Annotated in this window: 12 protein-coding genes; 10 read left to right on the top strand and 2 right to left on the bottom strand. The window is 58.8% G+C overall.

Annotated elements, in window-relative coordinates:
* Nucleotides 1–38 precede the first annotated feature (38 nt).
* Nucleotides 39–1046, top strand: coding sequence for a LysR family transcriptional regulator (locus LC334_RS12620; RefSeq protein ID WP_085800984.1), 1008 nt, complete (start codon nucleotides 39–41; stop codon nucleotides 1044–1046).
* A gap of 94 nt (nucleotides 1047–1140) precedes the next feature.
* Here the strand turns inward: LC334_RS12620 and LC334_RS12615 are convergent, their stop codons facing one another.
* Nucleotides 1141–1779, bottom strand: coding sequence for a helix-turn-helix transcriptional regulator (locus tag LC334_RS12615; RefSeq protein ID WP_085800985.1), 639 nt, complete (start codon nucleotides 1777–1779; stop codon nucleotides 1141–1143).
* Nucleotides 1780–2064: 285 nt separating this feature from the next.
* Between LC334_RS12615 and LC334_RS12610 the strand changes: the two genes are divergently transcribed.
* The 7 genes from LC334_RS12610 (at nucleotide 2065) to LC334_RS12580 (ending at nucleotide 8689) form a co-directional block, all read left to right on the top strand.
* Nucleotides 2065–2745 carry an acyl-homoserine-lactone synthase gene (locus LC334_RS12610; protein ID WP_085800986.1) on the top strand — a complete coding sequence of 227 codons (681 nt, stop codon included), beginning with the start codon at nucleotides 2065–2067 and terminating at the stop codon, nucleotides 2743–2745.
* Nucleotides 2742–3221, top strand: coding sequence for a hypothetical protein (locus LC334_RS12605; protein ID WP_085800987.1), 480 nt, complete (start codon nucleotides 2742–2744; stop codon nucleotides 3219–3221). Before LC334_RS12610 ends, LC334_RS12605 begins: the two co-directional genes overlap by 4 nt.
* A gap of 160 nt (nucleotides 3222–3381) precedes the next feature.
* Nucleotides 3382–4104, top strand: a complete 723-nt coding sequence (mtgA, locus tag LC334_RS12600) for a monofunctional biosynthetic peptidoglycan transglycosylase (RefSeq protein ID WP_085800988.1) — start codon at nucleotides 3382–3384, stop codon at nucleotides 4102–4104.
* Nucleotides 4105–4161: 57 nt separating this feature from the next.
* On the top strand, nucleotides 4162–4827 hold the full coding sequence (gene fzlA, locus LC334_RS12595; RefSeq protein ID WP_085800989.1) for an FtsZ-binding protein FzlA: 666 nt from the start codon (nucleotides 4162–4164) through the stop codon (nucleotides 4825–4827).
* Nucleotides 4828–4919: 92 nt separating this feature from the next.
* Nucleotides 4920–5540: a cell wall hydrolase gene (locus tag LC334_RS12590; protein ID WP_085800990.1), complete on the top strand. Its 621-nt coding sequence runs from the start codon at nucleotides 4920–4922 to the stop codon at nucleotides 5538–5540.
* Between the two features lie 47 nt (nucleotides 5541–5587).
* Entirely contained in the window at nucleotides 5588–6637 is a 1050-nt protein-coding gene (queG, locus tag LC334_RS12585) for a tRNA epoxyqueuosine(34) reductase QueG (protein ID WP_085800991.1), read from the top strand.
* A 51-nt stretch (nucleotides 6638–6688) separates the two neighbouring features.
* A complete protein-coding gene (locus tag LC334_RS12580; protein WP_085800992.1) occupies nucleotides 6689–8689 on the top strand; it encodes a hydantoinase/oxoprolinase N-terminal domain-containing protein in 2001 nt (666 codons plus the stop codon).
* Between the two features lie 18 nt (nucleotides 8690–8707).
* On the opposite strand, the gene LC334_RS12575 is transcribed toward LC334_RS12580, so the two are convergent.
* A complete protein-coding gene (locus tag LC334_RS12575) occupies nucleotides 8708–9604 on the bottom strand; it encodes a LysR substrate-binding domain-containing protein (RefSeq protein ID WP_085800993.1) in 897 nt (298 codons plus the stop codon).
* 91 nt (nucleotides 9605–9695) lie between these two features.
* Between LC334_RS12575 and LC334_RS12570 the strand changes: the two genes are divergently transcribed.
* Together LC334_RS12570 and LC334_RS12565 are read left to right on the top strand one after the other, a co-directional pair.
* Nucleotides 9696–11213 (top strand): trimethylamine methyltransferase family protein, encoded by a 1518-nt coding sequence (locus LC334_RS12570; RefSeq protein ID WP_085800994.1) that lies wholly within the window; start codon nucleotides 9696–9698, stop codon nucleotides 11211–11213.
* 18 nt (nucleotides 11214–11231) lie between these two features.
* A complete protein-coding gene (locus tag LC334_RS12565; RefSeq protein ID WP_085801096.1) occupies nucleotides 11232–12428 on the top strand; it encodes a glycine C-acetyltransferase in 1197 nt (398 codons plus the stop codon).
* Nucleotides 12429–12436: the final 8 nt, after the last annotated feature.

Genomic DNA, 12436 nt, shown 5'->3' with positions numbered 1-12436 from the left:
TGCTGTTTCACGTCGTTACTCAGGAGAACATTGGACAGATGGCCAAGAGACAACTGCCCCCTCTGAACAGCTTGGTTTTTTTCGAGGCGGTGGCCCGGAACAGCAGCTTTTCCGCCGCCGCACTGGAGCTTGAAGTTTCCCAGGCTGCTGTCAGCAAACGTATTGCCTCGCTTGAAGAACAGCTAGGATACAGCTTGTTCGACCGGGTGTCCCGCCGCCCGTCATTAACCGCCAACGGTGAAGTTCTTTTTGAACGAACGAAGGCAGCGCTCGACTATCTGGATGACGCTTTTGCCGGCATAAACAGTCACCTGGAAAACCCAACGCGGGTCGGAACCAACAGCGCAACGCTTTCGGTTTTCTGGCTTCAGGACAGGCTCACCGATTTCCTGCTTTCGGATGATTCAAGATCTGTTGCTTCGGTGGCGACTGATGATTTCGCAGAGCTGAATGCGTCTAATCCTGATATCGTCATTCTTTACGGTTCAGGGAAATTCGCTAACTGGAAAACAGAAAAGCTGTTTGACGAAGTTCTGGCCCCGGTCGCATCCCCCGCCGTTGTCGAACATTACCGAAAGATTGTGCGCTACGGGATTGACGACCCGAAACTTGCGCCGTCGCTTCTGGACTACCCGCGCTGGAAGCCGAGCTGGGTCGATTGGAGGGGTTGGCTGAAAGGCACTAAACACGAGCATCTCAATCGTCTGAGCCGGCACAAGTTCAAGACCTACTCCAAAACCATTGGTGCCGCGACCAAGGGTGAAGGCATCGCACTGGGTAGTCTTGCGATGATCACAGACCGGATTGCCTCGGGTGAGTTGCAACGGCTGGACGACACAGAGTTTTATACCGGTTTTGGGTATTATCTGGGATATCCGGCGGATCGTGGCCTGTCAGACAACGGGCGTGTCGTTTATGATTTCCTTTTGGAAGTCAGCGAGAAAGTGCGTGACTTCATATCGGCGATGGAACCGCAAAGCGGCCCGGACGCTGACCAGACGGCCGAAGTGATCGAATTGGATACAACTCGCGCGGATGCCAGCTGATTAACCGGAACGGTGGAGCTTCGGGTAAGTCATCCGTGCACCGATCTTGCGCGATGTCCAAGCGGAAAACCGCTTCAAGTTCTTCGCGTACGCTCTAATCGATCTGGTTTGATCTCAATGCCGATGCGACCAGCCAGCTATTGGTTTTTACGCCATAGCGATCCCGGGCGGTTTTCAACCGTGCTTTGGCGGCTGAAGCGCTAATATTGAGATTATCTGCCGCTTCGTCGACCGTCATGTCATTGGCCAGGCATTGAAGGACATCCAATTCCTTGATCGAAAACGCTTGTTTGCGATTGCAGGCTGTCACATATCGCTCAAACCATCCTGCGAGGAACGATATCTCGTCGTCAGTTAGTTCACGGTCGTCACGCGCGACGCTGAAGACGGATTTCTTCGTCAGGAAACCCTTGCTGAAGATTGCGCCGTAGATCAACCCGAACCGTCTGGCCTTTTTCATCACGCCCGAGGGGTCCGGCAGTTTGATCTCGGACCATCGGCGCGAGCCATTTTTTGCAAGGCTCCAAAGAAAGGCGGGATCTTTCAGATGATAGGAATTTTCATCATACTCGGTTTGCCACTCTTGGGGATAGCTGCTCTGAATAAATTCCGGCCCCTTCCGCGAATGGTTGACCATCACGAAATAGCCTTCGCTCCCAATCGCAGAGATCGCTTCAAGAGACTCTTCAAACAAGTCTGCTGCCGAAAGTGCCTTTACCTCCCGAAACGCCATTCAACCCGTTCTGCCTATTGCGTGTAAACTATGTTCTGCTGTCTTCAGAATTGCTCTGCCCAATACACAACGTCACCTGTCATTAACTTTGGTTGCCGCTTCTGGCGAAAGCAACCGTGCAGCGATTCTAGCCGTTTTCGCAAGTATATCTAACCTCAGGTTAGGTATTTTAAATGATTCTAACCTGAGGTTTGATTTTTCATGCGAGCCCGTTAATCAATCGACTCGAGTCGGTAACACCTTCAGTTTACATTAAATTTATTCAGGAATTAGGATCGTAGTGTGATGGTTGCTTCGGGAAAACGCGGAGACAAGACACTTTCGACCGCGAATTTCGCGGTACGTCGCCGACTTCCTTATACACAGGTCAAGGTGGTCCAGCCACATGATGACCCCAAGGGGCTGATCGATGAATTTCATCGCCTCAGAAAGCGGGTTTTTGTCGAAGATATGGGCTGGCAAATTTCCTATGATGACGATCTTGAGGTCGAACAATATGATTGCGAACACACCGTTTATCTAATTGCTCACGACACCAGACATGGCGGCGTTCTGGGTGGTGCGCGCCTGCTGCAAACAACGCATCTCTCAGAGGACGGCAACGCATCTTACATGATCCGTGATGCATATTTTGGCCGGTTGCAGGGAATACCCGCAACGATCTGCAGCGATGAGCCGCCACTTGACAAGAATACATGGGAGCTGACCAGGATCATTTCCTTTGGCCAAACGCAGCTGGGTCCAAAAATACTACGCGCGGCCAATGAATTTCTCGCGCGCAAGGGTGCTCAGGCCTGTCTTTTCCTGGGGTCCCCTGCCTTCATGAGAATGGCTCGTTCCATGGGGTTTCAGGCCAGGGCGCTTGGCCCGATTCACCGCACGGATGACGGTCGCTTTCTGGCGTTTTCGTGCAATGTGTTCACACCCGCGCAAAGCGAGGTCGTCCTGGGGGAGGCATTAGCATGAATAGCTCTCAGCCCTATCAACCGATCACGATTGAAGAAATCTACCTTTCATCCCTTGGCTTCAACACCGGCCATCCAGGCGACCCGGAAATCGGGCAATCCACATTCTCTCTTCCGGCCGAAGATCATTTCGCCAGAATTTTGCACGGCTGGTCGGGATTTTGCAAAGACATGGCGGCATGGTATTCGGCGGCGTTTTCGGAAGAGCCTATCGTGTTGATCAGCGCGCCGACGATAGAAATGTGTATCCGTCATCAGATCCCGGCGCGCAGGGGGCTCGTCGTCCGTACACTTGGCAGGATCATCGAGGCGATGGGGCCCGATAGTTTCGTCGGTATTGTCGATTGCAAGCATGACCCGATCACCGACCCTGTCCTTGACGCCCAGGTAAATCATTGGGTCTATGAATTCTCGTCACTCGGGCAGATACCCTATCCGGCCGAGTACAAACCCCGGCGCCTTAATTTTTCAAACTAGTGTTCGACGATATATGACCTCGACCTGCGCGATGTAAGCCGTGTATTGGGTCACCCGATGGTCAGGCAGCTCAAGGCCAAGATGCTGACCAGACCTGAATGGCCGGATCTGTGCAAATCTACTTTTGCGACCGGTCCGCGCGCGCTATAGCAGTGCCAGGATGGCGAAGCGTAAGAGCAGTAAGAAATCAGCAAACACCAAGGCCCGGTTCCGGCCCGTCGCATGGCTACGGCGCTGGATCTTTCGCGTTGCGCTGCTCTGTCTTGCGGTGGTGGCGCTGGTGATCGCGGTGCACCGGGAAATCTCCCCGCCGGATACGTTCTATATGGGGCAGGAAGCCCGGCGGTTGGGTCGGGTTGATCATATCTGGGTGCAGCTTGACGATGTGGCACCGGCAATGGCCCGCTCGGTGGTGGCCGCCGAGGATGCCAACTTCTGTGCTCATTGGGGATTTGACATGACGGCCATTCGCACCGCGATCGAGGAAGGCTACGGGCGCGGAGCCTCGACCCTGAGCCAGCAGACAGTCAAGAATACATATCTTTGGCATGGTCGCAGCTGGTTGAGAAAGGCGCTTGAGGCAGTAATTACGCCCGTGGTTGAAATGATCTGGACCAAGCGCCGGATTGTCGAGGTCTATCTGAATGTGGCCGAGTTCGATGAAGGGGTTTTTGGCATCGAGGCGGCGGCGAACCATTATTTCGGTGTCAGCCCCGACAAGCTAAGTGATGTGCAGGCCGCGCGGCTCGCGGCGGTGCTGCCGGACCCCAAGGGGCGGTCGGCCAGCAAACCCACGGCCAGCCTGCGCGAACGGGCAGCGAGCATTATGGATGGCGCAGCTACGATCCGCCGTGATGGCCGCTCTGCCTGTTTCGAGGATTGAAAAACATCCGCGTTCGGGGCATTGAAGGCACAGCCCCTCTCAAGGTTTAACGGATTTATGGCCAAGCTCTTTCACGTCCCGCTCTCGCCCTATTGCCGCAAGGTGCGGCTGTGCCTTGCCGAAAAGAAGATCGAATGCGAACTGGCCGAGGAGCGTTACTGGGAGGGCGATCCGGATTTTCTGCGTCGCAATCCGGCGGGCAAGGTGCCGATCCTGCGGATAGACGGCAAGACGATGGCCGAAAGCACTGCCATTTGTGAATATCTGGAGGAAAAGTACCCAGAACCCGCGCTGATGCCGCGCGGTGCCGATGCGCGTTACGAGGTGCGCCGGCTGGTGGCATGGTTTGACGACAAGTTTCACCACGAAGTGACCTCGAAGCTATTATACGAGCGGGTCAACAAGAAAGTGATGGGGCAGGGATATCCCGACAGCGGCAATATCAAGCAGGGCGCCAAGGCGATAAAATATCATTTGGATTACATGACCTGGTTGCTGGATCACCGCCGCTGGCTGGCGGGCGACACCATGACGCTGGCTGATTTCGCTGCCGCCGCGCATCTGAGCGCGCTCGACTATATCAGTGATGTCGACTGGCACCGAAGCGAGGCGGTCAAGGACTGGTATGCCAAGATCAAATCACGTCCGGCCTTCCGGGCGATTTTGGCAGATCAGGTCTCTGGCTTTCCGCCGCCGGCGCATTATGCTGATCTGGATTTCTGACGCCCTACCTTATTGATTTTGCCTGATGTCCAAGGCGAAAATCGTTTCCGATTTTCGCACCATCGTTCTAAACTGCACGTGGAAGGACGTGCATGGGTAAATCGGAAAAATCCGTATTCGCGGGTCTGGTGATTGGCTGCGCCGGGTTGTTGGCTTTTGCGATCGGGCGGGATTTCGTGACCGGGACGGTGCCGGGGTACCAGCCCTACACGCTTGAGCGACCGGACCGTGACGACTATCCCCAGACACCGGAACTGATCGAGCCGACGCAACTGAACAAGGCGTGGGTTGACGAACTACCTCTGCCCGAGAAGGTCAGCGAGACGCATAAATGCCTTGCGGAGGCGCTTTATTTCGAGGCAAGGGGGGAAAGCGTTCAGGGACAGATCGCGGTGGCCGAGGTCATTCTGAACCGCGCGGCGCACCCGCGATTTCCAGACACGGTGTGCGATGTAATCTATCAGGGAAGCGAAGAAGGAAGTGCCTGTCAGTTCAGCTATGCCTGCGATGATCACCCGGAAGAATTTAAGAATTCAAGAGCCTATGACCGCTCGTTGCGCATTGCTGCATTCTTGTTGCGTCACGGGGCGTGGGGTTTTGCCCGTGGCGCGGTTTATTATCATACACATTCGGTGTCCCCGACCTGGGCCGAGCAGATGAAGGTTTTGACCGAGATCGGCAATCATCTGTTTTTGAATGCTCATGAAGAGTGATCGGGTTTGCGCCGTGCGCCTGATATTGCGTTGGGCGGGTCCCGGTCATGGATGAGTTGAAGCAGCAACTGGTGGCGCAGGCGATATCCGAAGGGTTTGATCTGGCCCGTATATGTCGCCCCTGGGATGTGCCGCAGGTGCCCGAGCGGTTGGTGGCGTTTCTGGACAAGGGGTATCACGGGCAGATGTCGTGGCTGGCGGAGCGGACCCATTGGCGCGGAGCGCCCGAAGTGCTGTGGCCGGAGGCGAAATCGGTCATCATGCTGGGCGAGAGCTATGCTCCCGGGTTCGATCCGTTGGCGACGCTATCGCGGGCCGATGTGGGCACCGTTTCGGTCTATGCCCGAAACCGCGATTACCACGACACGGTCAAGAAACGACTCAAACGGTTGGCGCGCTGGCTGATTGATCAGGCGGGTGGCGAGGTTAAAGTATTCGTCGATACCGCCCCGGTACCGGAAAAGCCCTTGGGGCAGGCCGCAGGGCTGGGTTGGCAGGGCAAACACACCAATCTTGTCAGCCGCGATCTGGGCAGTTGGTTCTTCATCGGGTCGATATTCACCACTCTGGAACTAGAGACTGATTCCGCGGAAACCGACCATTGTGGTAATTGCCGTGCCTGTCTTGACGTTTGCCCAACGGATGCCTTCCCCGCGCCTTACCAATTGGATGCCAGACGGTGTATTTCGTACCTGACGATCGAACATCACGGTCCGGTAGATGAAGACCTGCGCCGGTTGATGGGTAACCGGATCTATGGCTGCGATGATTGTCTGGCGGTCTGTCCCTGGAACAAATTCGCCGTGGCGGCGCGTGAGGTGAAGTATCATGCCCGCGACAATCTGATGGCACCGAGGTTGGTGGAGCTGGCCGCGCTTGACGACGCGGCGTTCAGGGCGTTTTTCTCAGGTAGCCCGATCAAGCGCATCGGGCGCAACCGGTTCGTGCGCAATGTGCTATATGCGATTGGTAATTCGGAGGACGCGGGTTTGCTGCCGGTGGTGCAGCGGCTCTGCGACGACCCCGATGCCACTGTGGCGGATGCGGCCCGCTGGGCGGTGCAGCAACTGAAATCTGCCGCAAACGGGCTGGTATAGCCGGAAAAACCCGCTAAATCCTTTGGTCGGAACAGGAAGAGGAATATCCCCATGGCATTGCTTTTGGGCGTGGATACCGGTGGCACATATACCGATGCGGTGCTTGTCCGTGATGAGCAGGAAGTTATCGCGCGCGCCAAGGCCCTGACCACGCGCCATGATCTGGCGGTAGGAATAGGCGAGGCGATTGCAGCTGTGCTGGCAAGCAGCGGCGCGGATGTAAGCGACATCGGCATGGCGTCCTTGTCAACTACGTTGGCCACCAATGCGCTGGTCGAAGGCCAGGGTGGGCGCGTCGGATTGGTCTATGTCGGTTTTCGCGAACGCGATCTAGAAGCGCATGGGTTGCGCGAGGCTCTGGGTGGCGATCCCGCACTGGTTATTGAGGGCGGGCATAATCACGCGGGTGGACAGGTGAATGCGCTGGATAAGGCAGCACTTTCCGGTTGGTTAGAGACTGATCAGGGCATTTCCGCCTATGCGGTGGCATCCCAGTTTGCGACCCGGAATCCGGCGCATGAGCTGGAAGTGTCCGAGATGATCCGCGAGATTACAGGCAGGCCAGTGTCGTGCTCGCACCATCTGTCGGCCAAGTTGAACGGGCCGAAGCGCGCGTTGACAGCGCTGTTGAATGCGCGGCTGATCGGGATGATCGCACGGTTGATTGACAAGGCCGAGGGCAAGCTTGCCGAATTGGGCATCGACGCACCGCTGATGGTGGTGCGCGGTGATGGCGCTCTGATCTCGGCCGTGCAGGCACGCGAACGGCCCATCGAGACGATCCTGAGCGGTCCAGCGGCGTCAATCGTTGGCGCGCGCTGGATGACCGGGGCGGAGCATTCCCTGGTGTCGGACATTGGCGGCACGACGACAGACGTGGCGGTGTTGCGCGGCGGCAAGCCCGCGATTGATCCGGCGGGCGCACAGGTGGGACCGTGGCGGACAATGGTGGAGGCCGTGGCGATGCGCACCACTGGGCTTGGCGGTGACAGCGAGGTGCATGTGATCGACGAAGGGTTGGTAGGTGGCGTCACGCTGGGCCCGCGCAGGGTTGTGCCCATCAGCCTGATGGCGGTTGATGCGCCGGATGTGGTGCATGACGCGCTGGATAACCAGCTCCGTAACCAAACACCGGGCGAATACGATGCGCGGTTTGTTCGCGCGGTGCCTGGGATCGAGGCTGGCGGCTTGGGCGATCGGGATGCCGCGCTCTTGGCCCGGATCGGTGAGGAGGTTCAGCCGCTGGGTGCGGTGTTGAAAACTCGCATGGAGGCGCAGGCGCTCAAACGCCTGGTGACGCGCGGGCTGGTGCAGGTTTCCGGGGTCACGCCGTCGGATGCGAGCCACGTCCTGGGACGGCTGGAGGCCTGGGACACAAAAGCCGCAGCCAAGGCGCTGGAACTGACCGGGCGCAAGCGCACCGGGTCAGGTAACATGCTGATGCCGGATGTGTCGGGCATGGCGCAGATGATCGTGGACCAGTTGACGCATCAGACATCTTTGGCCTTGTTAGAGTCTGCTTTCGTTGAAGAAGAGGTTGATTTTGGCTTGCCTCCGACACAATTGGCGCGGCATGTGCTGATGCAGAAGGGGCTGGAGCATCATCGCGGTTTGGTCCGGATCGAGGCCGGCGTGAACGTGCCGGTGATCGGGCTTGGCGCCTCGGCGCAGAGTTATTATCCGGCGGTAGGCGACCGGCTGGGTTGTCAGATGATCCTGCCGGAACATGCCGGGGTGGCGAATGCCATCGGTGCGGTGGTGGGCCGGGTGACGATCCGGCGGATGGGCACCGTAACCTCCCCGGCGGAAGGCAAGTTCCGCGTGCACCTCGAGACCGGGCCCGAGGATTTCACCGAGGCCGAGGCGGCGATGCAAGCGCTGGAAGACACGCTGGAATATGAGGCGCGGCGGGAGGCCGAACTGGCAGGCGCAGAGGATATTCACCTGTCGCGGACGCGCGATGTGCGTTCTGCAAAGGCCGAGGCGCGCGAGGTGTTTTTGGAGGCGGAGATCACGGTTGAGGCGTCGGGCAGGCCGCGGATTGCGGCGTAGGCCGGGATTGATCCCCGGCTACAGGTCGATCAGCCAGCCGCGCACCTTTTCGGCCTGTGGCGACAACGGCATGCTGTTGGACCAGACAAGGTAGAAGCCCGCGCCGGTGGTCCAGCCCCATTCGGGGCGCGCGGCGAGCAGGCCCTGGCTGATCAGGCTTTCGGTGACATGCCGCCAACCGAAGGCAAAGCCTTCGCCCGCGATTGCCGCCTGCAACACCAGCGCGTAGTCGTTGAGCCGCAGACCGGTGCGGGGCTCGGTGTAAGGAACATTCCAATGGCTGAAGAAATCAACCCAGCCGGGGCGTTCACGAATAGGCTCTTCCAGGTGAATCAGAGTCTCATTTCTGAGGTTTGCGACGGTTGCCAGATTGACGGCGGCGGCCATGACGCGGGGGGCGGCGATGGGGCAGATCACCTCGGGCGCGAGCAGGTGGCTTTGGCAGCCCGGCCAGTGCCCGGTGCCGCGCCGGATGGCCAGGCTGATGCCTTCGGCGCCGATATCGGGTTCCCGCTCGGAGGTTTGCAGGCGCAGGTCGATGCCGGGATGGGCGGCGTGAAACTGCGCCAGCCGGGGCACCATCCAATAATGGGCAAAAGCGGTCGAGGCCGAAAGGGTTACATGATCCTGGGCGCTGCGGGCGGTCAGCAACCGGGCGCTTTGCAGGATGCGGTCGAACGCACCGGCGACATCGGTATAGAGACGCTCACCCGCCTGGGTCAGGGTGACCGAGCGGTGCGCGCGGGTAAAGAGCGTGAGACCCAGCGAGGTTTCCAACTGCTTGATCGCGGCGGAAACGGCCGGTTGCTGGACGTTCAGTTCCTGCGCGGCACGGGTGAAAGAACCGGTGCGGGCGGCGGCTTCGAACACCAGCAGGTGGCGCGGGGAGGAGACGAGTTTCCAAAGCTCTTGCATAAGCTGAAATTATCCAAAGCCTCAGAATTTACAAGGATCACGAAGGTTATGAGATCAGATAGATTGTTTTGACAATAGGGGAGTGTGCCGGATGGCCAGACGCGCGCGACATAAAAGGGAGACCGGGGCGGAAGAGGTGCCATCGCCGGCATCCCCCCATGTTTTAAGGCGCTTGCCGCATTTCGATCCGCTGGATGAAGAAACAATCATCCAGCTGGAGGCGCAGGTCAACTGGCTGATCCAAGAGATCGGCATCGAATTTCGCGACGATCCTGAGGCGCATCGAATCTGGCAGGAAGCGGGTGCGGATGTCACTGGCACGCGGGTGCGGGCCGATGCGGGTTGGATTCGTGCGCTCTGTGCCAAGGCCCCGCGCGAATTCTCCCAGGTGGCGCGGAACCCGGAACGCTCGGTCGTGATCGGGGGTAACAATCAGGTGTTTGCGCCGATCTATGGCGCGCCTTTCGTGCGCGATCTGCGGAGCGGGCGGCGGTATGGCGATATGGAGAGTTTCGAGAAGCTGGTGAAGCTGGCCTATATGCATCCCAACCTGCATCACACCGGGCTGGTGATCTGCGAGCCCTGTGACGTGCCCGTCAGCCATCGCCATCTGGACATGGTTTACCGGCACATGGCGCTTTCGGACAAACCGCACCTCGGTGCGATCACCGAGATGAGCCGGGCGCAGGACAGCGTGGACATGGCAGAGATCCTGCACGGGCGGGAGTTCATGGACGAAAACTGCGTCATCATGGGCAATGTGAACACCAATTCTCCGCTTCTTGTGGACAAGGTCGTTAGCGAGGCGATCAGGGTCTATTGCGGCCGAAATCAGGGTATCGTGGTGGTTCCCTTCATCCTCAGCGGTGCGATGGGGCCGGTCAGCACGGCAGCGTCGGTCACGCAGGCGATGGCCGAGGCGATGATGTGCTGCGCCTTTGCGCAGCTGGTGCGGCCCGGGGCGCCGTTCGTGCTGGGAAACTTCCTGTCATCCATGAGCCTCAAATCCGGGGCGCCAACCTTTGGCATGCCGGAGCCGGTGATGAGCAACTATGCGATCGGACAGATGGCGCGGCGTGTGGGCTTGCCGTTGCGCTGTGGCGGGTCGCTGACAGCCAGCAAGATCGAGGACGCCCAGGCGGCCTATGAGTCGGCCGATTCGATGCATTCGACCATGCTGGCCGGTGCGAATTTCGTGCTGCATGCCGCTGGATGGATGGAAGGCGGATTGTGCACCGGGTTCGAGAAACTGGTGATGGATGCCGACCGGCTGGGCGGGTACCAGAAGCTGCTGGGCGGGCTGGATACCAGTGACGAAGCGCTGGCGCGGGATGCTTACGCCGAGGTTGAGCCCGCTGGTCATTTCCTGGGCTGCGGCCATACCATGCGCAATTACACGACCGCGTTTTATGAACCTGCCCTGAGCGACAGCGAAAATGTCGAAAGCTGGGAGGATGGCGGCGAGAAGGATATGCGCCAGCGGGCGTATGAGCGGTGGACCGGGATGCTGGAGCGCTATGAGGCGCCCAAAATCGACGCGGGCACCGATGAGGCGCTCAGGGACTATGTTGCCCGTCGTAAATCCGAGATACCTGAGGCATGGTACTGAGTCAGGAGGACCATGACCATGAGAGCATCAGACAGATTTAACGACGATATTGCCGGGCGGCTGGACGGGTTGCGCGATGAAGGGCTTTACAAGACGGAACGGGTGATCACCAGCATGCAGGCCGGTGAGGTGTCACTGGTCGATGGGCGCGAGATGATCAACCTGTGTGCCAATAACTACCTTGGTCTGGCCGATAACACCGAGATCATTGCCGCGGCGCATGCGGGGCTGGATCGCTACGGGTTCGGCATGGCCTCGGTCCGGTTCATCTGCGGCACGCAGCAGGAACATAAAGAGCTTGAGGCGCGGATCGCAGGCTTTCTGGGAAAAGAGGACAGCATCCTTTACGCCGCGGCGTTTGACGCGAATGCCGGTTTGTTCGAGACGCTTCTGGGCCCGGAAGACGCGATCATTTCCGACGCGCTCAATCATGCCAGCATCATCGACGGGGTGCGGCTCTGTAAGGCGCAGCGGTTCCGGTATGCCAATAGCGACATGGCCGATCTGGAGCGTTGCCTGAAAGAAGCAAGCGGCGCGCGGCATCGGATGATTGCCACTGATGGCGTGTTTTCGATGGATGGCTATTACGCGCGCCTCGATGAGATCTGCGATCTGGCGGATCGCTATGATGCGATGGTGATGGTGGATGATTGCCATTCAACCGGGTTTGTCGGTCCGACCGGGCGCGGAACGGCAGAAAAATTTGGTGTGACTGAGCGGGTCGATTTCATGACCGGCACGTTGGGCAAGGCGCTTGGCGGGGCTTCCGGCGGCTACACGGCGGCAAGTGCACCGGTAGTAGATTGGCTGCGGCAACGCTCGCGACCTTACCTGTTCTCGAACACGCTGGCGCCGGTGATTGCCGCGGCATCTTTGAAGGTTTTCGATCTTCTGGAAAACGGCGGCGAATTGCGCGACCGCCTGTGGGACAATGCTGCCTATTTCCGCGAGAAGATGGGCGCGTTGGGGTTCGAATTACTACCCGGGGAGCATGCGATCATCCCGGTCATGCTGCGTGATTCGAAACTGGCGCAGGAAATGGCGGCGAAGCTGGGGGAACGCGGGGTTTACGTGACCGCCTTCAGCTTCCCGGTTGTGCCCAAGCAGCAGGACCGCATCCGCACACAGATGAGCGCGGCGCTGACCCGCGAGATGCTGGACCGGGCGATTGACGCGTTCGAGGTCGTGGGCCGTGAATTGGAGGTGATCCAATGAAAAACGAG

Origin of the sequence: Roseovarius aestuarii (assembly GCF_019966515.1) — a bacterium.
Lineage (GTDB): Bacteria > Pseudomonadota > Alphaproteobacteria > Rhodobacterales > Rhodobacteraceae > Roseovarius > Roseovarius aestuarii.
The sequence above is the reverse complement of the archived record's forward strand: the minus strand, read 5'-3'. Positions and strand labels throughout refer to the sequence as shown.

Bases quoted from the DNA above. Each gene is read 5' to 3' on its own strand.
- LC334_RS12620 (WP_085800984.1), top strand. From the start codon at position 39: ATGGCCAAGAGACAACTGCCCCCTCTGAACAGCTTGGTTTTTTTCGAG.
- LC334_RS12590 (WP_085800990.1), top strand. From the start codon at position 4,920: ATGGGTAAATCGGAAAAATCCGTATTCGCGGGTCTGGTGATTGGCTGC.
- LC334_RS12580 (WP_085800992.1), top strand. From the start codon at position 6,689: ATGGCATTGCTTTTGGGCGTGGATACCGGTGGCACATATACCGATGCG.
- LC334_RS12605 (WP_085800987.1), top strand. From the start codon at position 2,742: ATGAATAGCTCTCAGCCCTATCAACCGATCACGATTGAAGAAATCTAC.
- LC334_RS12570 (WP_085800994.1), top strand. From the start codon at position 9,696: ATGGCCAGACGCGCGCGACATAAAAGGGAGACCGGGGCGGAAGAGGTG.
- queG (WP_085800991.1), top strand. From the start codon at position 5,588: ATGGATGAGTTGAAGCAGCAACTGGTGGCGCAGGCGATATCCGAAGGG.
- LC334_RS12615 (WP_085800985.1), bottom strand. From the start codon at position 1,779: ATGGCGTTTCGGGAGGTAAAGGCACTTTCGGCAGCAGACTTGTTTGAA.
- mtgA (WP_085800988.1), top strand. From the start codon at position 3,382: ATGGCGAAGCGTAAGAGCAGTAAGAAATCAGCAAACACCAAGGCCCGG.
- LC334_RS12565 (WP_085801096.1), top strand. From the start codon at position 11,232: ATGAGAGCATCAGACAGATTTAACGACGATATTGCCGGGCGGCTGGAC.
- LC334_RS12610 (WP_085800986.1), top strand. From the start codon at position 2,065: ATGGTTGCTTCGGGAAAACGCGGAGACAAGACACTTTCGACCGCGAAT.
- fzlA (WP_085800989.1), top strand. From the start codon at position 4,162: ATGGCCAAGCTCTTTCACGTCCCGCTCTCGCCCTATTGCCGCAAGGTG.
- LC334_RS12575 (WP_085800993.1), bottom strand. From the start codon at position 9,604: ATGCAAGAGCTTTGGAAACTCGTCTCCTCCCCGCGCCACCTGCTGGTG.